Genomic DNA, 26,702 nt, shown 5'->3' with positions numbered 1-26,702 from the left:
GCGTCTCGTAGTCGTTGTCGGCGAGCCACGTCGCGGTCGCACAGCTCACCGTGCTCTTGCCGACACCGCCTTTCCCGCTGAAGAAGACGAACTCTGTCTCGTCACTGCTCGGTTCGACGACCTCACGCGCGCTCGTCGCTGTCGACTGTGATTGTGCCATTCGTTAGGCCTCCTGAGGCGTGGCAGTCCCGTCGACCGCCGCAGTCAGCTCGTCGTACGAGAGGTACTCGCCCTCGGCGACGATCTCGTCGTCGACGACCGTTATCGGGAGGATCGACGGGCCGTCCTCTTGGACGCGGTCGTAGATCCGCTGCGTTTCGAGGAACTGGTCGATGTTGTGTTGCATGTTCGCTCGATTGACTTCGAGGTCGTCGAACGCGTCCTCGAGCTGGTCGAGCGCCGCGCTGACTTCGACGAGTTCGTCGTCGGGGTCGGGACCGCAGACGCCGGTGGAACAACACATCGCTTCTTCGTACAGGGTGAGTTCGGTCATGGTGGAGTCAGATTGCCGTTGATCGTCTGAGTCGTCGTTCACAGGAATGCGCACCGATAACGCGCCCACTGCGATCGATTCATTTGAACAATTTCTCATATAATTATAAGCCCTTCGGTCGGGGCCCGCGACGACCGAGGGCCGGCACTCAGCCGACGAATCCGTCGATGACCCACGATCCCGGTTCGTCGGGGCACGTCGCGGACCGACGGTCCGTCGCCGGGCCGCTCACGAGGACGAACGCGCTCTCGACATCGCCGTTCCGGATCTGTCGCGTCGCAGTCGGCGGGATCCAGACGGCGTCGCCGGCCTTGAGGTCGACGGGTTCGTCGTCGATGACGACGGTCGCTTCCCCGTCCAAGAGGACGTTAATCTCCTCGTGGTCCTCCGCGGCGTGGTCGTGCGGCTTGCTCCGCCAGCCGGGCTCGCAGCGGGCGATCGACACTCCGACCCGCTCGCTGTCGAGCGAATCCGTGAGCGGCCGCATCGCGCCCGAAACAGGCTCGATGTCGGTGTAGTTCACTCGGTCATACGATTCCGTCACACCCGACACCCTGCGTTCGCACTGGCTGACCCCGTCGCGCTCGCCGGCACACTCGGTGTCGATCCGGCGGTCCCCGCGCATAAGGTCGCGTCTCTCATACAACACAATAGCTGAAGAATTGCTATATCGTTTTCGCTGAATGTCGGGCTCGTAAAAGCGGCGGTCCGCAACGCTTAATCCCGAATCAGCTCAATCGTACCGTATGTCATCGACCGATCGGCTCCAGCGGTACGTCGCGGACGAGTGCGGCTCCTGTACGGACGAGGACCTTTCGGAGCGCCTCGCGGAGCTTGAGGAACTGAACGAGAGCGTCGGCGGGTCGGACTTGGAGACCGACGTCGACCTGCTGTCGGCGCTCGCGAACGAGACGCGGTACAAAATCGTCCGCATGCTCCACGCGGCCGATGACGACGAGCTGTGCGTCTGCGAGCTCTCGCCGCTCTTGGACGTGAGCGACAGCGCGATCAGCCACGCCCTCTCGCAGCTCACTGACGCCGGCCTCGTCACGCGCCGGAAGGAGGGGAAGTGGCGGATGTATCGCGCTACGCCGCGTGCGAATGCGGTTCTTGTGGCGCTCGACGGGTCGCGGTCGCTGTAAGAATGGTCCCGGCTCAGAGGAGGCCGGCGAAGACAGTGTTGAATAGGACACCGACGGTGATCCCGATCGTGACGACCGTCGTCGCGTAGATCGCGATCAGTCGGCGTTCGAACAGCTTGTTCAGGAGGATCAGGTTCGGGATACTGATCCCCGCGCCGCCGATGACGAACGCGATCACCGTTCCGATCGGGATCCCCGCCTCGGTGAGCGAGTGGGCGATCGGTAACATCCCGCTGATGCTCACGTAGATCGGTGCGCCGGCGAGCGCGGCGACCGGCGTCGCGAGCGGGTTCCCCGGACCGGCAATCTGTTGGAGGAACTCCGCCGGCACGGCGCCGTGGATCAGCGCGCCGATCGCGATCCCGACCGCGATGTACGGAAGCGTGTCGCGGAAGAAAGAGAGTGCGCCCTCCCCGGCCGCGGTCACGCGTTCCCTGTGGGTCCGGTTCGCCGCCGTCGCGCCGCACTCGCCACAGCCGCCGGCGTCAGCTGTAGCCGAAGCGGATGTACCGCCATCAGTCGCGATCTCGCGGCCGCCCGCGGTGATCCGGACGTCTTTGATATAGCCGTCAAGATCGAGCGTGCCGATGATGAGTCCCGCGACGATCGCCGCGAGCAGGGCAGTCGTCACGTATGCGACGGTGACGCCGGTTCCGAACAGCCCGAACAGCAGGAACACGGCGATCCAGTTGACGATCGGGGAGGCGAGCAGGAACGAGAAGGCCATCCCCGTCGGTGCACCGGCACCTAACAGGCCGGCCAAGACGGGGACGGTCGAGCACGAGCAGAACGGCGTCACCGCGCCGAGCCCTGCCGCGAGAACATTTCCGCTCCCGTGATCGCGCGCCCGCAGCATCTCCTCGACGCGCTCCGGCGGGAGGTATTCTTGTGCGAGCCCGACGAGGAACGACGCGCCGATAAACAGCGGTGTGAGAACTATCGCGAGATGGAGGAAGTAGTCCCACGAGTCGAGCAGCGCCGCTTCGGTCCCCGGCGGGATCATCGGTCCTCACCTAACGCCGCGGCCAGGTCGAGCAGCTGAAGGCTCGCCGTGTCCGCGATCCGGTAGTACGTCCACTTCCCCTCCTTGCGCGTGTTGACGATGCCGGCGTCTCGGAGCTTCCGGAGGTGCGACGCGACCGTCGACTGGGGAGCATCGAGGACGGTCTCCAACTCGCAGGCGCAGAGTTCTCCATCCCGCAGCGCGTGAACGACTGCGAGTCGCTTCTCGTTGGCCAGCGCTTTGAACGACGACAGCTCCGCCTCGATAACCGCGTCGTCCACTCGCCGAGTGGCCGGGAATGGTCCGTCACAGCAAGTCCCCTCCTCCATCCGGCGGAGCGTCCCGCTCGCGGATTCGGATCCCGCTTGAGCCGCCGCGTTCGGTTCCTGCGACATTATCGATCAGTCCTCCGTACGGTCGACGCGCTCGTCTTGTGCCTCCGCGGCGTTTTCATCCGGGTCTACCTCCTCGATTTACATGTCACAGCAGCTCTCGTCGTCGTTCGACTCGCCGCCGAGCAGTCGGTCGAGTATCGACATACATATCGATATAATCCGATTTGACTTAACTCATTTGGTCAGGTGTTCAGCTGACTCGAGAGAGCACTCGACTCGGTTCTATGTTCAGATGTGTTTGTTCGACGCAGTTCTTCCACCGAACTATCTACATACGAGATAGTGTGGTAAACCGGATTATTCAAGGGTTCTACCGTGCTTTACGAGTATTAATCTATAGCAGATTATATTGATACCGAGTAGATTACCTCGGTCTCAACACAGTAGAACCGAAAGGCCCTTTAACATATGAAGAAAAACTAAATTGTATGTCGCAGCAGATAGCGGCTCAAGATGATCGGACGGACCGTGAAAACGAAATATCGATTAACGAGTCGCTGAGCGAGGAGAGCAAACGTCAGCGCGACAGTATCAACAACGTCGGCGCATTCGGCATGCGAACCGGTGGGTCGGATCTGATCTTCTTCCAAGGTATTCTCCCGGAGATCAACGGGACGATAAGGGGATCAGAGCCAGTTAACGAGCAGATCGAGATGTGCTTGGATCGGCTCGAACTAATGTTAGAAAACCGTAACGCGTCGCTCTCGGACGTCATGAAGATCGAGATTCAGCTCGCAGACGCAGACGCAGCCGAGGCTGTGGATAGCGCGTACAAGTCACGATTTGATGATGTGGCGTTCCCGCCGCGGAGTGTCGTCGGTGTCTGCTCGTTGCCTGGCGGTGCGGACGTCCAGCTCGACGTGATTGCCGCCGAAGAGTAACCGTCGCTGTCCGTGTAGTTCGATAATAGTGGCATTTCGCTCGTTTTTTTGCCGTCTTGAAGGCCGACAGAACAATTATTCCGGTCGCAGCGAATACGTCAGTTATGCCCGACTCCTCTTCAGACCCGATTGCTGGGACAGATCTCGACAAACTGATCGACGACGCGACGACGACTGTCGACGTCAAAGCGCTGTCGGCGTTCGGATACGAGACGCGATATCGACTTGTTCGCCTGTTGGTCGAAGCGGACGGCGCGGTCAGATTCGACGAGATTACGCCCTACGTGTCAATAAGCGACAGCGCTGTGAGCCACGCTTTGACACTTCTGTGTGATGCCGGACTTGTAAAAAAGCAAAAAGATGGACGCTCGCGCAGTTATTCGACCACGGAACGGGCGGAGGCGCTCGTCGAGGCACTTGATCGGACGCGATAGGCCAGTAATCGTGCGTTCACTATCGAAATAGACGGAGGCTAACTCCCGCACGGGAATCACCGTTGAGTGGAACTGAGACGGGCTGGATGAGTCTGACTGCGTGAACGTTTCAGTTGCTGTGAGTCCTCCCTCGATGTTATCCATCTCGGAGTAATTCACAGAAAGTGCTACCAAACTCCTTTTCCGAAGCTCATACGATTTAGTTATAACTCATTCGTACTGAGAAATTAGATAGTATGTTGTGATTAGAAAATTGTTTATTCGCTCTTGAACGACCGTATAATCTACATTCGATAATAAATTTCCGGTGTGAGGGATCCGTTTCGTTTTAATAGATGAATAGATATAAATCTATTGGGGCAGCAGAATGCATCCATACATTGCCGAGATCATCGGAACAGCGATCCTCATCATATTCGGTGGGGGCGTCGTCGCCAACGTCGTGCTCAACGAGACGAAAGGGAACGGCGGCGGCTGGATCGTCATCACGTGGGGATGGGCCATCGGAGTGTTCATGGGCGTGTTCACCATCAGTCAGGTCAGCGGCGGTCACATCAATCCCGCCGTGACGGTCGGCCTCGCTGCCGCCGGGCTGTTCGATTGGGCGCAGGTTCCGGCGTACGTCGCCGCACAGACGGTCGGCGGATTCCTGGGCGGCGTAGTGGTGTGGCTGGCGTACAAAGACCACTTCGCCGCGACCGAAGACGAGGAAGTGAAGCTGGCGATCTTCTCGACCAGCCCTGAGATCCGAAACTATCCGGCCAATCTGCTGACCGAAATCATCGGCACCTTCGTCTTGGTATTCGGCGTCCTCTACCTGAATTCCGCCGGATTCTTCGACGCTCAGTCGGGTGAGGTGCTCCGGTCGATCACCATCGACGGCCAAGCGGTGGGCTTCGGTCTCGGGGCACTGTCGGCGCTTCCGATCGCCCTCGTCGTGCTCGGTATCGGACTCTCGTTAGGTGGCCCCACCGGATACGCGATCAACCCCGCACGCGACCTCGGACCGCGCATCGCCCACGCAATTCTCCCGTTTTCGCACAAGGGACCGTCGGACTGGGCGTACTCCTGGGTGCCCATCGTGGGACCGATCCTCGGGGCACTTCTCGCAGCCGGACTGTACCGTCTGCTGTGATGTCGTCCGGGCCCCATGAGTCTTGACCCTCCGTTCCGCGCCCCGGAGCCGAACTCCCATCCCAGCTTCCGACTTGCTCCAAAGAGTTTTAATATATGAATAACTGTTCATCTATTATGGGCCAGCAGACAACCGAGGTCGAACCGGAACCGGAGCAGCGTGCCGAGATGGATATCGACCCCACACTAAGCAAAGAGAGCAAGCGCCAGCGCGAAGGGACGGGCAATATCGGTGCGTTCGGAAAGCGAACGGGCTCGTCCGACCTGCGTTTTTTCGAGGGGATACTTCCCGAGATCGACGGAGAAATATTAAGTGATCACTCAATCGAGGAGCAGTTCTCGACCGCGCTCGACAATCTAGAAGCCGCACTCGCCGACAACCGAAACGCGACGTTCGGCGACGTGATGAAGCTCGAAATCCAGCTCACGGATCCGAGCGCCACGGAGGCGATCGATCACGTGTACGAGTCCCGGTTCGACGACGTCGAACTTCCCCCGCGGACCGTCGTCGGCGTCTGTTCGCTCCCCGGCGGCGCTGACGTACAGCTCGACGTGATCGCGGCCGAAGAGTAGTCGTCGCCTTCGATACACCACTTATGAACGCGCATCCGCGTACACGCCGGTATCGCCCGCCAGCCGACTTTCCCGAGACTCCGGAGGTGAGGCCGTCGTGAGCGACGCCGTTCACGAACACGGGCCGAACTGCGACTGCGAGGCCTGCGGGGATCCGAGGTCGATGGATTTCCTCGACAAATACCTCACCGTCTGGATCTTCGGCGCGATGGCGATCGGGATCGGTCTCGGCTACGTCGCACCGTCGGTCACCGGCCCGATACAGGACCTCCACCTCGTCGAGATCGGACTGGTGTTGATGATGTACCCGCCGCTGGCGAAGGTCAACTACGGACAGCTTCCCGCCGTCTTCAAGAACGTGAAGGTGCTCGGACTGAGCCTCGTCCAGAACTGGCTCATCGGGCCGACTCTCATGTTCGGGCTAGCAATCGTATTCTTCAGTGGCCTCGTTCCCGGACTCCCCGCTCGTCCGGAGTTCTTCCTCGGACTGGTGTTCATCGGGATGGCCCGCTGTATCGCGATGGTGCTCGTCTGGAACGAGCTCGCCGAGGGCTCCAACGAGTACGCTGCGGGCCTCGTCGCGTTCAACAGTGTCTTCCAGATCCTCACCTACGGCGTGTATATCTGGTTTTTCGCGCTGTTCCTCCCGCCGCTGCTCGGTATGGAATCGCTCGTCGCAGGCATCTCTGAGTTCGGGATTAGCCCACGTCAGGTGTTCGAGGCGATCGCGATCTTCCTCGGGATCCCCTTCGCCGCCGGCATCCTCTCCCGATTCGTCGGCACGCGGGCGAAAGGTGTTGAATGNTCGCGATCTTCCTCGGGATCCCCTTCGCCGCCGGCATCCTCTCCCGATTCGTCGGCACGCGGGCGAAAGGTGTTGAATGGTACGAGGAGGCGTTTGAACCCACGATCAGCCCGCTTACGCTGATCGCGCTGCTCTTTACAGTGATCGTGATGTTCGCGATGCAGGGCGAGCGCATCGTCGCGCAGCCAAGTGACGTCCTACTCATCGCGGTGCCGCTGACGATCTATTTCGTTGTGATGTTCTTCGTCAGCTTTGGCATGGGTCGTGGAATCGGTGCCGACTACTCGACGACGACGGCTATCGGCTTCACCGCCGCCTCAAACAACTTCGAGCTCGCGATCGCCGTCGCCGTCGCGGTGTTCGGTGTCGGCTCCGGGGTCGCGTTTGCCACCGTTATTGGTCCGCTTATCGAGGTACCGGTGCTGCTCGCCTTGGTGAAGGTCGCGTTGTATCTCCAAGACCGGTACGACTGGCGGGGATACACGACCGGGCGGCTAGACGAGACGACTACGACCGAAGATGGATCCTCAAGCTCCACGGCTGATGACTGATACTTAACCACCCATTCGCCACACGCTTACAATCCATTTGACGATGAAGAGAATATGTTTGTAGTCATGTCGGGGTGGTAAATTTGCTATCGACCTCACCATTTTCTAAATGAGTGGTTCCGGCAGTCCTCCTTCCAAAGATGACCCCCGTATGCAGTCTCTGTGCGAAGCGTACCAGCTCGGGATCACCATCCGGGACAAACTCAAAGAAACCGATCTCGTCACCGTGTTCGAGAATTTCGATCACGCGATAGACGCGATCGAAGACGGGTATCCAGCATGGCATCCTGCGCCACTCTCGTTTCGCGCGATGGTGCTCTCGTTCGTGTTCATGGAGATAACGGGTGACTCATACGCCAACTTCACTCGACGACTCACCCGACAACCAAAAGTAGCGACTATCCTCGGCTTCAGTCGAGTGCCCGACGAATCAGCATTCTCGCGAGCGTGGAGAAACCGATTCGACGACACAGCCCACGAATACGCCCACGCTGCTGCCCACTTCGTTGTCAAAGAAGTCCACGATCGCGACATCTCAGCGCCGGAGGTGCGGCCTAAGGCAGAGATCGTCGACGATGAGCAAGATGATACAGACCCAGTAGAAGACGAACTCTTCTCACAGGAGGAGATTATCCAGACGACACGACTCGTGCGTGATCACGCCTTTAGACACGTCGACTCTGATCGGGCGACGAACGCCTCGTACGAGGACACGCAATTCTTCGAGTTACAGACGTTCATGGGGATGGTCCGCTGTGGCACCGCCCAAGGAGCGACTCGCTTCCAGTACCGGCGTGGTGAAGAGTACGGTCCCCACGGTGATACTCATCTCCGCGCAGTCAAACAGTTCGATCCTGACGATCTCGTCGACGGCTTCAACGAGACGACGGATCGCTTGCTCTCCGTGATCGCCTCTGAAGCATCATTCCGCCGGCCAGTCACTGCCGCGATCGATATCACGACTATCCCCTATTACGGGGATGTCCAAGGGATGTCGATGGTTAGCGGGACGAAGGATAGAGACGGTCGAGCGTTCAAATTTGCGACGCTTTCGGTCATCGGACAGAACATTCCGCTGATCTTAGCTGTCGAGCCGGTCCGAGAGAGCTCTGAGTGGGATGATAACCCATCGAATCAGATCCATCGTACTGTGCGACGGCTCGTTCGACGAGCGAAAGAACACGTTCCAATCGAGACAGTGCTGTGTGACCGGGAGTTCGATTCGATACAAGTGTTCCAGACGCTCTCAAACCTCGATGTGAACTACCTCATACCCAAGCGGGTCTCCAGCTCCGAACGGGATGTACTCGAACAAATGGACGAAGACGACCAAGAGGTGGCTGTTGAGTCGGCTTCTGTCTATGTGGAATCTGGATCGCATCCAATGCGGCTTCTGTACGTGCCGTCGACGAGTGGGGAGGGAACAGCCGTCTTCGCGACGAATCTACGAGTCGGTCCCGAGGAAGCCGAGACGTTCTGTCAGCGCTACAGCCGCCGGTGGCAGATCGAGAGCGAGTACAAATCGATCAAAGGTGACTTTCTCGCCAAGACCTCCTCGAAAGACTACCGCGTTCGATTGTTCTACTTCGTGTTCGCGGTCCTCTTGTACAACATCTGGCGGCTCACCGACTTCTTGCTGAAAGCGGACGTCGACGGCGAGATGGACTACGCACCTTTGTTGACTGCGGGTGAGTGTGTTGAGCTCGTTGCCTCGGCGTTGATCCCGCACGACTAACCGGCTGATTCCCCACTGAGCCCGCCGTTTGGGAGTGACAACCCTAATCAGGAGCGACAGAATCTACGCAATTTCGCACGTTCGTCCGGTAGATGCGACCGGTAGGGATCCAAATCAGGACTGGTCGGTGAGAAGAACCACGAATAGATGCTAATTCGGCCTGAAACTGGCCCATCCTCCGAAACTGTGGCGCTGAAGCCGGTCCGAGGGGAGCGGTTTCAGCCCACCGACGTGCTGCGATGGAGAAAACCGGGGGCAGAACGGTCGGTCCCGGCCGAGACGGTCGCTATCGGATGAATCGAGACGGCGAACGGCGGCGATTCGCGAGAACACGGCCGAAGAGAACCAGTGCGGAGTCGGACGGTCGATGCCGCGCGCTCGCCGGCACCGACCGGGGCTGGTACCGACCGAGGTCAGTCGCGGGCGGCCGAGACGGCCTCGACGACCGCCCGCGCGTTCGATCGGATCTCGTCGAACGCGCCGTCGGCGATCGCCTCGCCGTCGACGATCGAACTCCCGACGCCGACAGCGACCGCGCCGGCCCGGACGTACTCGCCGGCGTTCTCCGCGCCGACGCCGCCGGTCGGGACGAGCGGGATCTGCGGGAGCGGGCCGCGGATCGCCGCGACGTGGTCGGGACCGCCGGTCTTCGCGGGGAACACCTTCACGAGGTCCGCGCCGGCCTGATACGCGTCGAGCGCCTCGGTCGGCGTGTACGCGCCGACGGCGATCGGCGTCCCGTAGCGGTTCGCCGTCTCGATGACCTCGGCGTTCACCGTCGGCGTCACGAGGAACTCCGCGCCCGCGAGCTGTGCCGCCCGCGCGGTCTCGGGGTCGAGCACCGTTCCAGCGCCGACCAACGCGTCGTCGACCCGGTTCGAGATCGCCTCGATCGAGGCCGTCGCGTCCGGTGTGTCCGCGGTCACTTCGAGCGCCGTCACGCCGGCGTCGACGACGGCGTCCGCGACCGCCACCGCGTCGTCGCGCGCCACGCCACGGAGGATCGCGATCACTCCGCCGTCCGTGATCCGGTCGAATCGGTCAGTTCGCATGGTGGTATCTCCCCCCGAGGGGTCTTAAATCGGACCGGGTCGGAGAGCGCGGCGCGTCACAGCAGTTCGAGTTCGATCGTCTTCGCGGCGCTGGAGACGAGTCCGGCCGTGTCCTCCTCCAACCGCTTCCCCTGCATCTCGTCGGACGGGCCGGAGACGCTGACCGCGCCCACGGGGTCGCCGTCGACGACGATCGGGGAGGCGACGCACTGCCAGTTCTCGTCCAGCTCGCCGCGGTCGAACGCGATGTTCCGGTCCCTGATCGACCGAAGTTCGGAGCGGAGCGTCGCCGGGTCGGTTACGGTTCGGTCGGTCTCCCGGTCGAGACCGTACCGGGAGACGTACTCGTCGACCCGCTCCCGCGACCGGGACGCCAGGATCGCCTTGCCGGCGGCGGCGGCGTGGAGGCGGACGCCGTCGCCCACCGCGACGGGGTGGTCTCGGGCACCGATCCGATGGAGGTAGACGGCCTCGGCGTCCTCGGGCACCACGAGGTTCGCGACGGCACCCGTGTTCCGCGCGAGCATGCGGATCTCGCTCCGCGCGGCGTGGTAGACCGGGTTCCGTTCTCTCGTTCCGAACCCGATCTGGAGGAACTGATGGGTGAGTTCGTAGGTCCCCGCGGCGTTTTTCACGTATCCGAGGTCACAGAGCGTCGAGAGGTGGTTGTGTACCGCGCTCTTCGAGACATCGAGCGCGTCCGCCAGTTCGGTGACGCCGCTGCCGTCGCGGTCGTACAGCTCTTCGACGATCCGGAAAGACGTCGCGGTCGCCTGAACGGCGACGGTGTCCGTGTCCCCCATCGTTTCGTAGAGTGGTATGGTCGACAGCCGTATAACATTTGTTTAGTATGGGAGAACGAAAGCATGGAGCGAGAGATAATATCGTATTGTTACAATATAAATGAAATATATTTAGAGTAGAATGTGTGTCGGGGCGGGGCAAATAGGCCAAAATAGTATATAATAGAGATTCGTTCACTCCAAGAAAACGTTCAAAACGCGGTTCTGAGACGTTTTCAGCACTCCCATACAGTAGTTTTATATACTTGTAATGAAAGAGACGGATAGTCAGGGACGATCATGACTAACAAACCAGACTACGCACGATACGGGCGACGTCGGCTGATCAAAGGCGCGGGAATCGCGGGGCTCGCGGGCCTCGCAGGGTGTGTCGGAACCGGCGATCCCGGAGACGGGGGCGACGGCGGTGACGGCAGCGACGGCAGCGACGGCGGCGACGGGATGGACGGCGAGGACGGCGGTGACGGCAGCGACGGCGGCAACGACATGGCGTCCGAGATCGACGTGTGGGGATGGGACGTCGCCGCGCGGGCGCTGACGATCACCGCCGACGAGTACGAGTCCGAGAACGACGCGACGATCGCCGTCGAGGAGTTCGGTCGGTCGGCGATGAAAGACCGGCTCCAGACGAACCTCCTCTCCGGCTCCGGCGCGCCCGCGGTCTCCATGCTGGAGTCCGTCGACGGCCCCTCGTTCATCGACACGGGCTCCGTCGCGCCGCTCACCGACGAGATCGAGGAGGCCGGAGTACAGGAGGACTTCGTCTCCGGGAAGTGGGAGGCGCTCACCGTCGACGGGGACATCTACGCGCTCCCGTGGGACACCGGTCCGACGGCCGTCTACTACCGGCGGTCGGTGTACGGCGAACACGACATCGACCCGGACAGCATCGAGACGTGGGAGGACTTCATCGAGGAGGGCCAGAAGCTCCCGGACGACCAGTACATGCTCAACCTCCCCGAGGGAGACCTCTCCGGCGTCTGGCGGTACCAGTTCCGCCAGCTGTCCGGCGAGCCGTTCCTTGAGAGCGGCGAGGTGAACATCCACAACGAGAAGTCGCTCCGCGTGGCCCGCAACATCAAGGAGATATACGACGCCGACATCGCGGCCAACATCGAGGGGTGGACGTCCGCTTGGTTCAGCGCCTACGGCGACGCGACCATCGCGTCGCTCCCTTCGGCGGCGTGGATGGAGGGGACGCTGCGCGACGAGCTCCCCGACACCGCGGGCGACTGGGGCGTCTTCAAGATACCCGCGCTGGAGTCCGGCGGTCCGCGGGCGTCGAACTGGGGCGGGTCCAACCTCATGATCGCCGACCAGGTGTCCGACGAGGCGCAGGCGCGCGGGTGGGACTACATGGAGTTCACGCTGGCGACCGAGGAGATGCAGCTGGCGATGTACGACGAGTACGGACTCTTCCCGGCGCTGGAGACCACCTACGACGACCCGGTGTTCGACGAGGAGCTGGACTTCTACGACGGACAGGCCGCGAGAGCGCTCTTCGCCGAGGTCGCACAGGACGCGCCGGGATACCGGTTCACCGCGGACACGCCGGAGGTCTCACAGGCCATCGAGACCGAGCTTCAGCGGATGATCAACGGCGAGCAGTCGCCGGAGGAGGCCGTCCAAGCGGCCGCCGAGACCGTCGCCGAGAACACCGATCGGGACCTCGCGTAATCCGGAGGGACCGATCGAATGGCCACTTCTGACGAGACGGACGAGCGCGTCGGAGAGACGTATCGCCGCCGCGCCCGGATGAGGGTACGGCGCACCACGAGACAGATTAGGCGGGCGGCGCGGCCAGCATGGGACCGAGTGCGATTCGCCAGACAGGACCTGACGGCCGCGGTTCCGACGCTGCCGCGGGTCGCGTACCTGTTCATCGCGCCCTTCTTCGTGCTGTTCGGGCTGTTCTTGGCCTTCCCGGTGGCGTACACGCTGTACCTGTCCTTCTTCGAGTACCAGGGCGTCGGCGAGGGCTCGCTGTTCTGGATCGACCTCGGTCCGGTGTATATCGAGATCCCCCAGATCGCACAGCTGAGCTTCGTCGGGGCCGGGAACTACCTTCGGCTGCTCGGCAACGACCTGTTCTGGCAGTCGATGTTCAACACCTCGTACATCCTCGCGATACAGGTCCCGCTGATGATCGGGCTGGCGCTCGCACTCGCGCTCGCGCTGAACGCGTCGTTCATGCGGTTCAAAGGGGTGTTCCGCACCGCGATCGCGCTGCCGGTCTCGGCGAACCTCGTGGCGTACTCGACGGTGTTCCTCCTGCTTTTCAACGAGCAGTTGGGGTTCCTCAACTACGTCCTCTCCGGCGTCGGGCTCGGCCCGGTGCCGTGGCTGACGAGCGAGTTCTGGGCGCGGAACACGATCATCGCCGCGGTGACGTGGCGGTGGACTGGATACAACATGATCATCCTCCTCGCCGGACTCCAGACGATTCCACAACAGCTGTACGAGGCGGCCGAGATCGACGGCGCGAACCGGTGGGAGAAGTTCCGGTACGTCACGCTCCCGCAGCTCAAGCCGGTGTTGCTGTTCGTCGTCGTACTGTCGACGATCGGGACGTTCAAGCTGTTCGCCGAACCGTACGTCATCACCGGCGGCGGTCCGACGAACGCGACGATAACCATCGTCCAGTACATCTACCGGCAGGCGTTCGTCAACTTCAACCTCGGCTACGCGAGCGCGCTCACGGTCGTGTTCGTGGCGGTCGTCAGCGTCTTCTCGATCCTCCAGATCAAGCTCGGAGGTGAGGACTGATGCGCGAGCAACAACGAAAAGACGCGGTCTGGCGGTTCCTCACGTACGCGTTCGTCATCACGATGGTCGTGGTGATGATGGTGCCGCTGTACTGGATGCTGGTGGCGGCGACGCTGCCGCAGGAGCAGTTCCTCCAGTTCCCGCCGCGGCTGATACCCGGGACCGCGTTCCTCGACAACTTCGCGGCGCTACAGGAGCGGCTCGACTTCCTCCGGACGATCCGGAACAGCGTCCTCATCGCCGTCGTCTACACGCTGCTGTCGCTGGTGTTGTGTTCGATGGCCGGCTTCGCGTTCGCCAAGTACGAGTTCAAGTACAAGGAGCCGATCTTCTACGCGATCCTAGCGACGCTCGTGTTGCCGATCCAGCTGCTCGTCATCCCGCTGTTCCTGCTGATGGCGCAACTGGAGTGGACGAACACGTTCCGGGCGATCATCCTCCCGTGGGCGGCGAACCCCATCGGGATCTTCCTCATGCGGCAGAACATGAAGTCGATCCCGGACGCGCTGCTGGAGTCCGCCCGAATGGACGGCGCGACCGAGTTCCAGATCTTCTACCGGATCGCCTTGCCGACCATGCGGTCGTCGCTGGCCGCGCTGGCCATCATCCTGTTCCTGTTCCAGTGGGACCTGTTCTTGTACCCGCTCGTCATCTTGGAGTCGGCGGACATGTACACGATCCCCATCGGACTGGCGCAGCTGACCGGGTTCCAGCGGATCTACTACGACCAGATCATGGTGGCGGCGACGCTCGCAATCGTCCCGATGGTCGTGTTGTTCTTAGTGCTACAGAAACAGTTCGTCAGCGGCATCCTCGCGGGGTCGCTCAAAGAGTAACCAATGTCAGGAATCAACATCACTGAACTAGACAAGGTGTACGACTCCGGAACCGAGAACGTGGTCGCGGTGGAGGGCCTCTCCGTCGACATCGACCACGGCGAGTTCCTCGTGCTGGTGGGACCGTCCGGCTGTGGAAAATCGACGACGCTCCGCTGTCTCGCCGGGTTAGAGGACGTAACGGACGGGTCGATACGGTTCGGCGACGAGGAGGTCACCGACCGTCGCGCCAGCGAGCGCGACGTGGCGATGGTGTTCCAGAACTACGCGCTGTACCCGCATATGACCGTCCGAGGCAACATCGGCTTCGGGCTGAAGCTCTCGACGAAGCTGTCCGGCGACGAGATCGAACGGAAGGTCGAGAGCGTCGCCGAGATGCTCGGGATAAGCGAACTGCTCGACGAGAAGCCGAAGGCGCTCTCGGGCGGGCAACAGCAGCGCGTGGCGCTGGGTCGGGCGATCGTGCGGGAGCCGTCCGTGTTCCTGATGGACGAGCCGCTCAGCAACCTCGACGCGAAGCTCCGGTCAGAGATGCGGACCGAGCTACAGGAGCTACAGACCGACCTCGACGTGACGACGGTGTACGTCACCCACGACCAGACGGAGGCGATGGCGATGGGTGACCGGATCGCCGTGATGAACGGCGGCGTGCTCCAGCAGGTCGGGTCGCCGGAGGAGGTGTACCGGTCACCGGTGAACCGGTTCGTCGCGGACTTCATCGGATCACCGAGCATCAATCTGCTCACGGCCGACGTCGAGGGCGACACTCTCTCTGGTCCCGGCAAGTTCGCGTACGAGCTCGATGACTCGGACCCGGTCGCCGGACACGACCGCGTCAGCGTCGGCGTCCGGCCCGAGGACATCAAGGTCGTCGAATCGGGCCGGAACGCGGCCGACGTGACGGTCGTCGAGCCGATGGGGAACGAGAACTTCCTCTACATGGAGATCGACGGCCACGAGCTCACCGCTCGCGTCGATCCGACGGTCCGACCGGCGGAGGGATCGCGCGTCGCGTTCGACTTCGACGAGACGGCGCTGTACCTGTTCGACGTCGAGACGGGCGACGCGCTGAAAACCAAAACGGACTCCGTCGACAGCGCCGTCGTCGGAGCCACGGAGAACTAACATATGTATATCACCGACTACGAGCTGTTCGAAGTACCGCCCCGCTGGCTATTGTTAAAGCTGACGACGAGCGACGGCACCGTCGGCTGGGGAGAGCCGATCGTGGAAGGACGCTCCCACACGGTCGTCGCGGCCGTCGAGGAGCTGCTCGACAACTACCTGCTCGGCGAGGACCCGACGCGGATCGAAGACCACTGGCAGGCGATGTACCGCGGCGGGTTCTACCGCGGCGGGCCGGTGCTGATGAGCGCGATCGCCGGGGTCGACCAGGCGCTGTGGGACATCAAGGGCAAGCAGTTCGGCGCGCCCGTCCACGAGCTGCTCGGCGGCCGCGCGCGCAACCGGATCCGCGTGTACCAGTGGATCGGCGGCGACCGGCCGGCGGACGTGGGCGAGGCCGCCCGCGAGAAGGTCGACGCGGGGTTCACGGCGCTGAAGATGAACGCGACGGCGGAGATGCGCTCGATCGACAACCCGGCCGCCGTGGCCGACGCGGCCGACCGGATCGCCGCGGTGCGGGAGGCGGTCGGCGACGAGGTCGACATCGGCGTCGACTTCCACGGGCGCGTGTCGAAGCCGATGGTGCGGCGGCTGGCGGCGGCGCTGGAGCCGTACGACCCGATGTTCATCGAGGAGCCGGTGTTGCCGGAACACAACGACTCGCTGTCGGGGATCCGGGAGTCGACGACGATCCCGATCGCAACCGGCGAGCGGATGTACTCGCGGTGGGACTTCAAGGAGGTGTTCGAGGCGGACGCCGTAGACCTGATCCAGCCGGACGTGTCGCACGCGGGCGGGATCACCGAACTGAAGAAGATCGCGTCGATGGCCGAGGCGTACGACGTGTCGGTCGCGCCGCACTGCCCGCTGGGACCGATCGCGCTCGCGTCCTGTATCCAGGTCGACGCCTGTACGCCGAACGCGCTCATTCAGGAGCAGTCGCTCGACATCCACTACAACGAGACGAGCGACGTGTTGGACTACCTCGCCGACCCGTCGGTGTTCGAGTACCGCGACGGCTTCGTCGACATCCCCGACGGCGACGGGCTGGGGATCGACATCGACGAGGAGTACGTCCGAGAGCAGCGCGGCAACGTCGACTGGCACAACCCCGTCTGGCGTCACGACGACGGCTCCGTCGCGGAGTGGTGATCCGGATGTCGAGGCGAACGCGACGCGGGCGCGAGTCGGCGGTCCGCCGGTGCGGAGTAGATCGATGACCCGCCGACATGAGTCGCCGACCGAACACGCGGTCCCCGGGCGGTTCGCCGGGCAGACCGCGATCGTCACGGGGTCGACCCGCGGGATCGGTGCCGGCGTCGCGGAGCGGCTCGCCGCCGAGGGGGCGAACGTCGTGGTCAGCGGCCGCTCCGAGGCGGCCGGCGAGGCCGTCGCCGAGCGGATCGCGGCGCGGCGCGAAGCGGAGTCGGGCGACGACCGGACGACCGGCAACGCGACGTTCGTCCGCGCCGACATGCGCGACCCGGACGACGTGGCCGCGCTGGCGGAGGCGGCCGCGGAGCGCTACGGGTCGGTCGACGTGCTCGTGAACAACGCCGGGGTCCAGACGGAGACGGCCGCGGACGAGGCGACGCTCGACGACTGGGAGTTCGTCGTCGAGACGGACTTCCGAGCGTACTGGCTCGCCGCGCGGGCGGCCCTCGAACACATGGACCGGGGGGCGATCGTGAACGTCTCGTCGAACCACGCGTACGCGACGATGCCCGCACACTTCCCGTACAACGCGGTGAAGGCGGGGATAAACGGGATGACGCGGTCGCTCGCGGTGGACTTCGGTCCCCGGGTCCGGGTGAACACGGTCGTCCCCGGCTGGGTCGAGATCGAGCGGACCCGCGACGAACTGCCGGAAGGACGGTTCGAGGAGGTGGAATCGATCCACCCGACCGGGCGGATCGGCACGCCGGCCGACGTCGCCGGAGCCGTCTCCTTCCTCGCGAGCGAGGACGCGGCGTTCGTCACCGGGGCGGCGCTGCTCGTCGACGGCGGCCGCGGCGCGGTGATGCAAGACGACGTGCTGCCGGACTACCGGGCGCGAGAGCGCTCGGAGTAGCCGGCGGGCGCAGTTGCGGCGTTTCGACTCTGCGTGCCGGCACTTTTGACGGAGCGTTTCAGCCTACGACCGAGTCGCCCGCAGGCCGTCGACGCGATCGCCCTCGACGACGGCGACGCCGTACGGACCGACCACGACGCCGTCCGCGACCCCTCGGTCGCCAGAACTGTCCGGTTCCGCGTTCACGACATCCCGGTCCGCGTCGTCGACCGCGAGCGCGTCCGAGTCGATGTCTGGGAGTCGGAGCCGGTCGCTCGTGAAGTTCGTCACCCACGTGTGGCCGTCGCGGTGCCCGACACGGACGCCGTCGGGGAGCGGATCGGCGCGCCGGACGCCGGCGCGCCCGAGCAGGTCCGACGCGAGCGCGTCCGCGAGGTCCGACTCGGGCCACACCCCGCAGTAGGTGACCGCGCCGTCGCCGACCTCGTTGGCGACGACCGCCGGCCGACCGTCGCCCGGGCCGTCCACGTCGTACGCGTACCGGGGTTCGGCGGCGTCGGGGGCGAGCCACTCCGCCCAAGTCCGGAACGGGAGGGCGGGAGTCTCGCCGTCGGCGGCGTCCGCGGCGGAGCCGTCGACGGGGCGGACAGCCGTGTCGAGGCGTCGCGGGAGCGACTCGTGCTGGTCGACGGTCGCGCCGACGAGGTCGGCCAGCGGTCCCGGTTGGGCCGCCGGTCGGAGCTTGTTTTCCGCGTCCTTCACGCCGGTCCGCGGACCCAAGAGGAGCTGCCCGCCACCCGCGACGTAGTCCGTCAGGCGGTCGGCGGTCTCGTCGGTGACGAGGTGGAGGGCGGGCGCGACGACGGCCGCGTAGCCGGAGAGGTCGGCGCTCGGCGAGACCACGTCCACCTGAACGCCGCGGCTACGGACGGCACCGTAGAACGCCTCCTGTAGCGCCCAGTAGTCGAAGTCGGGGGCGTGCGGCTGGGCGTCGAGCGCCCACAGCGAGTCGTAGTTGAACACGACCGCCACCGGGGCGTCGACGTGGCCCGCGCCGCCGAGCGCCGCGAATTCCGCGGCCGCGCGCTCGGCGTCCTCGTACCCGCGGTCGGGCGAGCCGTCCGCCTTCCGGAGCCCGGCGTGGTACTGCTCTTGGCCTTCGAGGCAGCGCCGCCACCGGAAGTAGAGGACCGCGTCGGCCCCGTGGGCGGCGGCGTGGTGGGCCCACAGCCGCATCGCGCCCTCGCCGGGCTGCGGGCAGTGCGGCGGCCAGTTGACGTCGCCGGGCTGCTGTTCCATCACCCAGAACGGGCGGTCGAGCGCGCTCCGGTAGAGGTCGTGGTCCATCCCGACCTGGTCCGGGTCCCCGGCGCGCAGCTGGTCCGGCGACGCCTCCCCGTCGAAGCGGTCCTGAACGAACCCCGTGGGGTACGAGTCCCACGCGACGCGGTCGAGGTCGGCGCTCACGTCGTATGCGTTCAGCGTCGGGAACCGCCCCATGAAGTTGTGGGTGACGAACCAGTCGGCGTCGGCCTCGCGTATTAGGTCGGCGTGGAGGCGGTTGTAGTCGACGACGGAGTCGCTGGCGAAGCGCGCGTACGCCAACAGCCGCGAGGGGTGATGCTCCGCGGGGGTCGGGCCGGGCGGATCGACCTCCGCGAAGGAGCCGTACTGCTGGCTCCAGAACGTGTTCCCCCACGCCTCGTTGAGGCTGTCGACGTCGCCGTACCGGTCCGCCAGCCACGACCGGAACGCCTCGGCACAGTCGTCGCAGTAACAGCGGACCGTGCGGTGACAGCCGAACTCGTTGTCCGTCTGCCAGCCGGCGACGTGCGGGGAGTCGGCGTACCGCTCGGTGACCCGCTCGACGATCCGTTCCGTCTCCTCGCGGTAGGCGTCGGAGTTGAAACAGTAGTGCCGGCGGCTGCCGTGTTCGCGGACGGTGCCGTCGGGGTCCTCCTGCCGGATCGACGGCCGCTCGTCGACCAGCCACTTCGGCGGCGTCGCCGTCGGCGTACACAGCACCGCCTGCATGCCGTACTCGCCGATGAGTTCGACCGCCTCGTCGAGCCACTCGAAGTCGAACTCGCCGCGCTCCGGTTCGAGGACCCCCCACGAGAACTCCGCCATGCGCACGTATTCGAGACCGGCGTCGGCCATCGCGGCGACGTCGCGTTCCCACTCCTCGTCCGGCCAGTGTTCGGGAAAGTAGCAGACTCCGAGACGCATAGCTCACACTCACAATCGCGCCACCTAAGCGTTCGGATGGTGGCGACCGCCGTCCCGCGGTCCCGCCGCGTGACAGGGTATTTGTGGGGTCGACAAGAGGGAGTGGTATGGACGAACGCAGGGCGGGTGCCACCGCGGTCACGCACGACCCCGACAGACGCGAGATCACGGTCGCGGACGACGCCGGCGACGTACTCGCGGGGCGGATCCGTGCCGCGACCGACGGAGACGGCGGGCAACTGCGGGTCGCAGACGTGTCTCTGTCGACCGAGGGGGACGGCGTGACGGTGACCACGACCGTCGAGAACGCGGGCGACGAGCCGGTCCGGGCGGGCGACGTGACGCTCGCGTTCGAGACCGCCTTCGGCGCTGACGCGCGCGTCTACCGGCACGGCTACCAGTCGTGGTCGTCGACCGGGACGCTCCCGGTGGGCGAGCGGTTCCCCGCAGAGGACCCGGACAACGCCCCGATGATGAACGACCTCGCGGCGTCGACCGACGCCCGGGTGAGCAGCTACCTGACCGGACTGGTTGAGGGAGACCGGAGCCTGACGGTCGGGTTCCTCGAACACGACCGCTACTGCACGCGGTTCGAGGTCGACGACGGCGCCGACGGGGTCGGGGCGCTGCGCGCGGTGTGCCCGCTGGAGGCGACGCGCCTGACGCCCGGCGAGCGACTGGAGCTACCGCCCCTGTGGGTCGACGCCGACCGCGACCTCCGGGCGGGGGTGGCCGCGCTGGCCGACCGCGTCGGCGAGCGGATGGACGCCCGCGTGCCCGAGACCGCGCCGACCGGCTGGTGTTCGTGGTACCACTACTTCACCGACGTCACCGAGGCGGACGTGCGGGAGAACCTCGCGGAGCTCCGCGAGTGGGGGATCCCGGTCGACGTGGTTCAGATCGACGACGGGTACATGGAGGCGTTCGGCGACTGGCGGTCGATCGCCGACGGGTTCGAGGACATGAGCGCCGTCGCGGACGACATCGCGACCGCCGGGTACCGCCCGGGGCTGTGGCTCGCACCCTTCTACGTCGAGTCCGGTGCCGATCTGTACGCCGACCACCCGGAGTGGTTCGTGACGGAGCCGACCGACGCGGGAGCGGACGGGCCGGGGACGCCCGTGGACGGCGGCTTCCGCGCCGGATCGGCGCTGTACGGACTGGACACGACGCACCCGGAGGTCTTGGAGTGGCTCCGAGAGACCGTGTCGACGGTCGTCGACGGGTGGGGGTTCACCTACCTGAAGCTCGACTTCCTCTTCGCGGCGGCGCTGCCCGGCGAGCGGTACGACCCCGAGGCGACGCGCGTCGAGGCGTATCGACGGGGGGTCGAGGCGATAGCCGAGGCGGCCGGCGACGACGCGTTCCTCCTCGGTTGCGGCGCGCCGATGGCCCCGAGCGTCGGTCTCTTTGACGCGATGCGGGTCGGCCCGGACACCGACCCGACGTGGGAGACGCCGGGGGAGTCGGGGAGCCAGCCGGGGCTGAAGAACGCCGTTCGCAACACGCTCACGCGGAACTTCCTCCACCGGCGGTGGTGGCTCAACGATCCTGACTGCCAGCTCGTCCGCGATACGAGCGACCTCACCGCGGCCGAGCGCGAGGCGTTCGCCGCGCTCGTCGCCACGACCGGCGGCGTGAACGTGTTCTCGGACCGGCTCGCGGAGATCGGCCCGGCCGGCCGGCGGCTCCTCGAACGCTCGATCCCGCCCGCGACCGACGGCGAGGTCGCGGGACTCGGCGAGGAGCGGTTCCCCTCGCGGGTCGTCTGCGACCGCCCGGGCGACGGGGCCGCGACCGTCGCGCTGTTCAACTGGGCGGACGAGCCGTCGACCGTTCGGTTCGACGCGCGCGAGTACGGCCGGGAGGACGGGTCGGTGGCGGATCGGGTCGTCTGGGACGGACTCGCGGGGGAGGTCGTCGAGGGGCCGGTCGTCGAGCGGGAGCTGCCGCCGCACGGGGCGGCGGTGTTCGCCGTCGTTGACGCCGAGACCGGCGACCTCCTCGGCGACGCCGCGACGCTCACGGGCGGGTCCGACCGCGCCGCGGAGGCGACCGTCCGGGACGGGACGCTGGCGGCGGCCGTCGACGGCGAGGACGTGACGTTCGCGCTCGACACCGAGTGACGCCGCGCGCGGTTGGCGGTCGACGCCGATCACCCCCTCTTATAATCGGGCGAGCGTACCACGAGGTATGAATCCGTTCGCGGCGCGTGCCGTGGGGTGGCCTCGATGACCGACCTCGTGACGTTCGGCGAGACGATGCTCCGGCTGTCGCCGCCGCGCGGCGAGCGGCTGGAGACGACCCGCGACCTGAACGTCCAGGCCGGCGGCGCGGAGAGCAACGTCGCGGTCGGAGCGGCGCGGCTCGGGGCCGACGCGCGCTGGCTCTCGAAGCTGCCCGACTCGCCGCTCGGGCGGCGGATCGTGAACGAACTGCGGAGCCACGGCGTCCGGCCGGGCGTCGCGTGGGCCGACCCGGACACGAGCCGCGTGGGGACCTACTACCTCGAACACGGGGGGTCGCCGCGGGGGACGAACGTCATCTACGACCGCGCGGACGCCGCGATCACGACCGTCGAGCCGGACGAACTCCCGACCGACGCGGTCGAGGACGCCGAGTGGTTCCACACGACGGGGATCACGCCCGCCCTCTCGGAGGCCGCGGCAAAGACGACGACCGAACTGCTGCGGACTGCGGGCGACGCGGGGACGACGCGCTCGTTCGACCTGAACTACCGGTCGAAGCTCTGGGACCCGGAGACCGCGCGGGCGGCGTACGAAGACCTGTTCGAACACGTCGACACCCTGTTCGTCCCCCGGCGCGACGCACGGGAAGTACTCGACCGCGAGGGCGACGCCGTCGAGATCGCGCACGGTCTCGCCACGGAGTTCGACTTCGACGCGGTGGTCGTCACCCGCGGACTCGACGGGTCGGTCGCGCTCCACGACGGGTCGGTGTACGAGCAGGCGGTGTACGAGGCGGAGACGTTCGACGCGATCGGCACGGGCGACGCGTTCGTCGCCGGGTACGTCGCGGAGCGGCTCCGCGGCGGCGACCTGCCCGCGGCCCTCCGGTGGGGGTCGGCGACGGCGGCGCTGAAACGCACCACGGACGGCGACCTCGCCGTGACGACCCGCGCGGAGGTCCGGGACGTCATCGAGGGCGAGGACGGGATCGACCGCTGAACGTCGAGGACTGGATCGGCCGCCGAGCCGCGAGCGCAACCGCTTTCGGAGCGGCGACCGAGGGTGACGGTATGACCGCGCCCGCCGTCGACTGGCGGCTGATACGCGAGGAGTCCCGCCCCGGTCCGCTCCAGATGGCGCTCGACGAGGTCGCCGCCGAGACCGCCGCGGCCGGCGGCCCCGCCACGCTCCGCACCTACCGCTGGGAGCCGAGCTGTCTCACCCTCGGCCGCCATCAGGACCCGGAGACGGTCGACTGGGCGTTCTGCGAGCGCGAGGGGATCGACGTGACCCGCCGGCAGACCGGCGGCGGCGGGATCTACCACGACGGACGCGGCGACGTGGCGTACTCGATCGCGGTCCCGGCCGAGTCCGTGCCGGGCGAACTGCTCGACTGTTACCACCTGCTGTGCGAGCCGGTCCTCGACGCGTTCGACCGGCTCGGTATCGACGCCGACTACGTCGACGAGGCGGTGCCGGAGCTGTACCACCCCGCCTGCTACCTCCGCGAGCTTCACCCCGCACACGACGTGGTCGCCGCCGGACCCGACGGGACGCAGCGCCGCAAGATCGCCGGCAACGCCCAGTACCGCAAACGGGAGGCGGTGATCCAGCACGGGTCGCTGTCGTTCTCGGTCGACGCCGAGCGCCACCTCGGCGTCTTCGCCGACCCGCCGGTGACGCCCGCGGCGTTCCGCGACCGCGTCGTCGGCATGGACGAGTTGGTCGGCGTCGAGCGCGCGGACGCCGTGGCGACCGTCGAGGCGGCGCTGCGGGAGTGGGCGGCCGCGACGCCGGAAGCGACCGTCGAGTCGGACGGCTCGTGGACCGACGCGGAGCTGGAGCGGGCCGAGGAACTCGCGGCGGAGAAGTACCGCGACGAGGAGTGGATCCGGACGCGGCCGGGGGACCGCTCGTAGGGCCGCGCGCCCCCGGGCGGCGTTCCGAAGGGGCTTTTTCGACCGGTCCCGTGGAGTCGGTATGAGTCTCAAGGTCGGCGCGCACGTCTCCATCGCGGGCGGCGTGGACAACGCCGTGGCGAACCAGGTGGAGGTCGGCGGCAACTGCGGACAGATATTCACCCACTCGCCGCAGGTGTGGCAAGACCCGAACATCGACGACGGGGAGGCCGCGCGGTTCCGCGAGGGGACCGAACGCGACCTGGAGGGGCCGTGGGTGATCCACACCTCCTACCTCGTGAACCTCTGTACCCCGAAGGAGGGGCTCCGCGAGAAGTCGGTCGACTCGATGCAAAAGGAGGTCGACGCGGCCGACAAGCTGGGAATCCCGTACGTGAACGTCCACCTCGGCGCGCACACCGGGGCGGGCGTGGAGGGCGGACTGGACAACGCCGCCTCGGTGATCGACGACCTCGACGTGCCCGACGGCGTCACGATCCTGATCGAGAGCGACGCGGGCGCGGGGACGAAGCTCGGCGGCGAGTTCGAACACCTCGCGGGCGTCATCGACCGCACGGACACCGACATCGACGTCTGCGTCGACACCGCCCACGCGTTCGCGGCCGGCTACGACCTCTCGACGCCGGAGGCCGTCGACGAGACGATCGCGGAGTTCGACGACGTGGTCGGGTTAGAGCACCTGAAGTACGTCCACCTCAACGACTCGAAACACGAGTGCGGCACCAACAAGGACGAACACGCCCACATCGGCGAGGGCCACATCGGCGAGGCGGGGATGGAGCGGTTCCTCAACCACCCCGACCTGACGGACGTGCCGCTCGCCCTGGAGACCCCGACGGAAGACGGGAAGAGCTTCGCGTGGAACATCGACCGGGTGCGCGAACTCCGCCGCGACTGACGGTCCGTCGCGGCGACGGATGCCGTCCGTCCCCGCGACCGACGCCGTCCGTCCGACGCGGATTTAAGTTCCCACGAGAGCGATCCACGGACATGCCCACCACGAAGGCGCTGCTCTTCGGACGCCGCCGCGACCGCGCGGTCGGGCTGGTGGTCGGGTTCGCGGCGGTCGTCGCGCTGGCGCTCGTCGCCGCGTTCGTCGCCGAGTCGGCCGACCTGACGGCGGCGAGCGCGCTCACGGACCGGCTCCTCCCGCTGTTGGTGTTCTACGCGCCCGGACCGCTGGCGGCCGCCGGGGCGTACGCGCGCTGCGGGGGGCCGGCCTGTCTGGCCGTCGGCGTCGTGCCGGCGGCCGTCCTCGGCGTATTCGTCCTGTTCGGGACGGTCGTCGGCGTTCCCGGCGTCAACGGCGGGAGCCCGGCGATCGGCGACGTGACGGTGAGCTTCGCCGCGGTCGGGGTGACGAGCGCGTTCGTCGGTTACTGCGCCGGCGTCACCGCCGTCCTCGCCGCCGACCTCTTCGGGCTCGGGACTGGCGACGGCGACGAAGAGGCCGGCGGGGACTGACCCGCGACCGACTCCTGACGTTTATTTTCGCCCGCCGCGAATCGGGGCCGTGCGACGCTTCTCCGCCGAGTACCTCGAACACACCCGCCGCGGGATGTGGGAGGACGGCCGCGACGCGCTGGCCGACCTCGAACTGTCGACCCGCGAGCGCGTCCTCGACGTGGGCTGCGGCACGGGCGAGCTGACCCGCGTGCTGGCCGCGGAGGCGACCGGAGACGGGACCGGCGCGGCCGGGGACGGAAGCGGTGCGAGCGGAGACGGAAGCGGTACGGCTGAGGACGAAGGCGACGCGACCGTGATCGGCGTCGACGCCGACCGCGACCTCCTCTCGGTCGCCCGCGAGGAGAGCGGCGGGCGGATCGAGTACCTGGCGGGGGACGCGACGCGGCTCCCGGCGGGCGACGACGCGGTGGACTTGGCCGTCTGTCAGGCCCTCCTTATCAACCTCCCCGATCCGACCGCGGCGGTCCGGGAGCTCGCCCGCGTCTCCGACGACCTCGTCGCCGCGGTCGAGCCGAACAACGCGGACGTGACCGTGGCCTCGACGGTCGACGCCGAGGAGCGACTGGAACGGGAGGCGCGCGCGGCGTACCTCGCCGGCGTCGACACCGACGTCGCCCTCGGCGACCGCGTCCGGGAGGCGTTCGACGAGGCGGGGCTGACCGACGTGCGGACCCGCCGGTACGTCCACGAGAAGCGGACCGAGCCGCCCTACGCCGAGGCCGCGCTGAACGCCGCGGCGCGGAAGGCCTCCGGCGCGGGGCTCGCGGACAACCGCGAGGAGCTGGTGGCCGCGACCTCGGAGGCGGCCTACGACGACCTCCGCGGGCGCTGGCGCGAGATGGGTCGCGAGGTGATCGCGGCGATACGCGACGGTGAGTACGAGCGCGTCGAGTACGTCCCCTTCGACGTGACCGTGGGACGTGTGGGGTGAGCGGGAGGACGTGCGCCGATGCGGGCGAGCGATTATTTGTGAGTGAGTGACAGCGGCCCGACGGCGAACACCGCCGAAGCTTCAGCCGTTCGTTTATAAACGGTTGCTGGCGGATCGGCGACCGCCCCTTTGAGTCCCGCCCGACCGCCCCGCACAGCGACCGCACCTCACGCCTCCCCAGCCTCGTCGCTCGCTCCGGGCTCCCTTCGGTCGCCCGGGCGCTCGCGA

26 protein-coding genes and 1 pseudogene are annotated in these 26,702 nt (G+C 66.0%); 19 read left to right on the top strand and 8 right to left on the bottom strand.

Going from position 1 to position 26,702, the window contains the following annotated elements; translation table 11 throughout:
• From C472_RS16675 to C472_RS15795, 3 genes are all read right to left on the bottom strand, one after another.
• On the bottom strand, positions 1-160 hold a 160-nt coding region (locus C472_RS16675), incomplete at its 3' end, for an ArsA-related P-loop ATPase (RefSeq protein WP_006630869.1).
• 3 nt (positions 161-163) lie between these two features.
• Positions 164-493, bottom strand: coding sequence for an arsenite efflux transporter metallochaperone ArsD (gene arsD, locus C472_RS15800; protein WP_006630868.1), 330 nt, complete (start codon positions 491-493; stop codon positions 164-166).
• Positions 494-641: 148 nt separating this feature from the next.
• The gene (locus C472_RS15795; RefSeq protein WP_394295128.1) at positions 642-980 is read right to left on the bottom strand and encodes a cupin domain-containing protein; all 339 of its coding nucleotides are present in this window, start codon (positions 978-980) and stop codon (positions 642-644) included.
• Positions 981-1,239: 259 nt separating this feature from the next.
• On the opposite strand from C472_RS15795, the gene C472_RS15790 reads away from it, so the two are divergent.
• Positions 1,240-1,635, top strand: a complete 396-nt coding sequence (locus C472_RS15790) for an ArsR/SmtB family transcription factor (protein ID WP_006630866.1) — start codon at positions 1,240-1,242, stop codon at positions 1,633-1,635.
• Positions 1,636-1,648: 13 nt separating this feature from the next.
• On the opposite strand, the gene C472_RS15785 is transcribed toward C472_RS15790, so the two are convergent.
• Positions 1,649-2,638 carry a permease gene (locus C472_RS15785; RefSeq protein WP_006630865.1) on the bottom strand — a complete coding sequence of 330 codons (990 nt, stop codon included), beginning with the start codon at positions 2,636-2,638 and terminating at the stop codon, positions 1,649-1,651.
• The gene (locus C472_RS15780; RefSeq protein WP_049906833.1) at positions 2,635-3,033 is read right to left on the bottom strand and encodes an ArsR/SmtB family transcription factor; all 399 of its coding nucleotides are present in this window, start codon (positions 3,031-3,033) and stop codon (positions 2,635-2,637) included. Before C472_RS15780 ends, C472_RS15785 begins: the two co-directional genes overlap by 4 nt.
• Before the next feature lie 428 nt (positions 3,034-3,461).
• On the opposite strand from C472_RS15780, the gene C472_RS15775 reads away from it, so the two are divergent.
• The 6 genes and pseudogenes from C472_RS15775 (at position 3,462) to C472_RS15750 (ending at position 9,146) form a co-directional block, all read left to right on the top strand.
• Complete coding sequence (locus tag C472_RS15775; RefSeq protein ID WP_006630863.1) at positions 3,462-3,914, top strand: RidA family protein; 453 nt, start codon at positions 3,462-3,464, stop codon at positions 3,912-3,914.
• Positions 3,915-4,018: 104 nt separating this feature from the next.
• Positions 4,019-4,348 carry an ArsR/SmtB family transcription factor gene (locus tag C472_RS15770; protein WP_006630862.1) on the top strand — a complete coding sequence of 110 codons (330 nt, stop codon included), beginning with the start codon at positions 4,019-4,021 and terminating at the stop codon, positions 4,346-4,348.
• Between the two features lie 367 nt (positions 4,349-4,715).
• Positions 4,716-5,483 carry an MIP/aquaporin family protein gene (locus tag C472_RS15765; protein WP_006630861.1) on the top strand — a complete coding sequence of 256 codons (768 nt, stop codon included), beginning with the start codon at positions 4,716-4,718 and terminating at the stop codon, positions 5,481-5,483.
• A gap of 116 nt (positions 5,484-5,599) precedes the next feature.
• Entirely contained in the window at positions 5,600-6,055 is a 456-nt protein-coding gene (locus C472_RS15760; RefSeq protein ID WP_006630860.1) for a RidA family protein, read from the top strand.
• Between the two features lie 97 nt (positions 6,056-6,152).
• Positions 6,153-7,411: pseudogene (locus C472_RS18105) on the top strand (arsenic resistance protein).
• Between the two features lie 151 nt (positions 7,412-7,562).
• Positions 7,563-9,146, top strand: coding sequence for a transposase (locus C472_RS15750; protein WP_006630859.1), 1,584 nt, complete (start codon positions 7,563-7,565; stop codon positions 9,144-9,146).
• A gap of 413 nt (positions 9,147-9,559) precedes the next feature.
• Here the strand turns inward: C472_RS15750 and C472_RS15745 are convergent, their stop codons facing one another.
• Together C472_RS15745 and C472_RS15740 are read right to left on the bottom strand one after the other, a co-directional pair.
• Positions 9,560-10,198, bottom strand: a complete 639-nt coding sequence (locus tag C472_RS15745) for a bifunctional 4-hydroxy-2-oxoglutarate aldolase/2-dehydro-3-deoxy-phosphogluconate aldolase (protein WP_006630858.1) — start codon at positions 10,196-10,198, stop codon at positions 9,560-9,562.
• Positions 10,199-10,254: 56 nt separating this feature from the next.
• The gene (locus C472_RS15740; protein WP_006630857.1) at positions 10,255-11,001 is read right to left on the bottom strand and encodes an IclR family transcriptional regulator; all 747 of its coding nucleotides are present in this window, start codon (positions 10,999-11,001) and stop codon (positions 10,255-10,257) included.
• 279 nt (positions 11,002-11,280) lie between these two features.
• On the opposite strand from C472_RS15740, the gene C472_RS15735 reads away from it, so the two are divergent.
• From C472_RS15735 to C472_RS15710, 6 genes are all read left to right on the top strand, one after another.
• Entirely contained in the window at positions 11,281-12,678 is a 1,398-nt protein-coding gene (locus C472_RS15735) for a sugar ABC transporter substrate-binding protein (protein WP_006630856.1), read from the top strand.
• An 18-nt stretch (positions 12,679-12,696) separates the two neighbouring features.
• Entirely contained in the window at positions 12,697-13,767 is a 1,071-nt protein-coding gene (locus C472_RS15730) for a carbohydrate ABC transporter permease (RefSeq protein WP_049906831.1), read from the top strand.
• A complete protein-coding gene (locus tag C472_RS15725; RefSeq protein ID WP_006630854.1) occupies positions 13,767-14,603 on the top strand; it encodes a carbohydrate ABC transporter permease in 837 nt (278 codons plus the stop codon). Before C472_RS15730 ends, C472_RS15725 begins: the two co-directional genes overlap by 1 nt.
• Before the next feature lie 3 nt (positions 14,604-14,606).
• Positions 14,607-15,728, top strand: coding sequence for an ABC transporter ATP-binding protein (locus C472_RS15720; protein WP_049906829.1), 1,122 nt, complete (start codon positions 14,607-14,609; stop codon positions 15,726-15,728).
• 3 nt (positions 15,729-15,731) lie between these two features.
• Positions 15,732-16,880 carry a galactonate dehydratase gene (dgoD, locus tag C472_RS15715; RefSeq protein ID WP_006630852.1) on the top strand — a complete coding sequence of 383 codons (1,149 nt, stop codon included), beginning with the start codon at positions 15,732-15,734 and terminating at the stop codon, positions 16,878-16,880.
• Positions 16,881-16,944: 64 nt separating this feature from the next.
• Positions 16,945-17,799, top strand: coding sequence for an SDR family NAD(P)-dependent oxidoreductase (locus C472_RS15710; RefSeq protein WP_006630851.1), 855 nt, complete (start codon positions 16,945-16,947; stop codon positions 17,797-17,799).
• A 63-nt stretch (positions 17,800-17,862) separates the two neighbouring features.
• On the opposite strand, the gene bga is transcribed toward C472_RS15710, so the two are convergent.
• Entirely contained in the window at positions 17,863-19,968 is a 2,106-nt protein-coding gene (gene bga / locus C472_RS15705) for a beta-galactosidase Bga (RefSeq protein ID WP_006630850.1), read from the bottom strand.
• Between the two features lie 107 nt (positions 19,969-20,075).
• On the opposite strand from bga, the gene C472_RS15700 reads away from it, so the two are divergent.
• The 6 genes from C472_RS15700 to C472_RS15675 all read left to right on the top strand — a co-directional run bounded on the left by C472_RS15700 (position 20,076) and on the right by C472_RS15675 (position 26,474).
• A complete protein-coding gene (locus C472_RS15700) occupies positions 20,076-22,094 on the top strand; it encodes a glycoside hydrolase family 36 protein (protein ID WP_006630849.1) in 2,019 nt (672 codons plus the stop codon).
• Positions 22,095-22,199: 105 nt separating this feature from the next.
• Entirely contained in the window at positions 22,200-23,156 is a 957-nt protein-coding gene (gene kdgK1, locus C472_RS15695) for a bifunctional 2-dehydro-3-deoxygluconokinase/2-dehydro-3-deoxygalactonokinase (RefSeq protein ID WP_049906835.1), read from the top strand.
• A 71-nt stretch (positions 23,157-23,227) separates the two neighbouring features.
• The gene (locus C472_RS15690; RefSeq protein ID WP_006630847.1) at positions 23,228-24,076 is read left to right on the top strand and encodes a lipoate--protein ligase family protein; all 849 of its coding nucleotides are present in this window, start codon (positions 23,228-23,230) and stop codon (positions 24,074-24,076) included.
• 61 nt (positions 24,077-24,137) lie between these two features.
• The gene (locus tag C472_RS15685) at positions 24,138-24,974 is read left to right on the top strand and encodes a deoxyribonuclease IV (RefSeq protein WP_006630846.1); all 837 of its coding nucleotides are present in this window, start codon (positions 24,138-24,140) and stop codon (positions 24,972-24,974) included.
• A gap of 92 nt (positions 24,975-25,066) precedes the next feature.
• Positions 25,067-25,540 (top strand): hypothetical protein, encoded by a 474-nt coding sequence (locus C472_RS15680; RefSeq protein ID WP_006630845.1) that lies wholly within the window; start codon positions 25,067-25,069, stop codon positions 25,538-25,540.
• A 49-nt stretch (positions 25,541-25,589) separates the two neighbouring features.
• A complete protein-coding gene (locus tag C472_RS15675; protein ID WP_006630844.1) occupies positions 25,590-26,474 on the top strand; it encodes a class I SAM-dependent methyltransferase in 885 nt (294 codons plus the stop codon).
• The last annotated feature ends 228 nt before the right edge of the window (positions 26,475-26,702 follow it).

This window comes from Halorubrum tebenquichense DSM 14210, from assembly GCF_000337415.1.
GTDB classification, from domain to species: Archaea; Halobacteriota; Halobacteria; order Halobacteriales; family Haloferacaceae; genus Halorubrum; species Halorubrum tebenquichense.
Note: the sequence above shows the minus strand (reverse complement) of the source record. Positions and strands in the feature narration are given on the sequence as shown.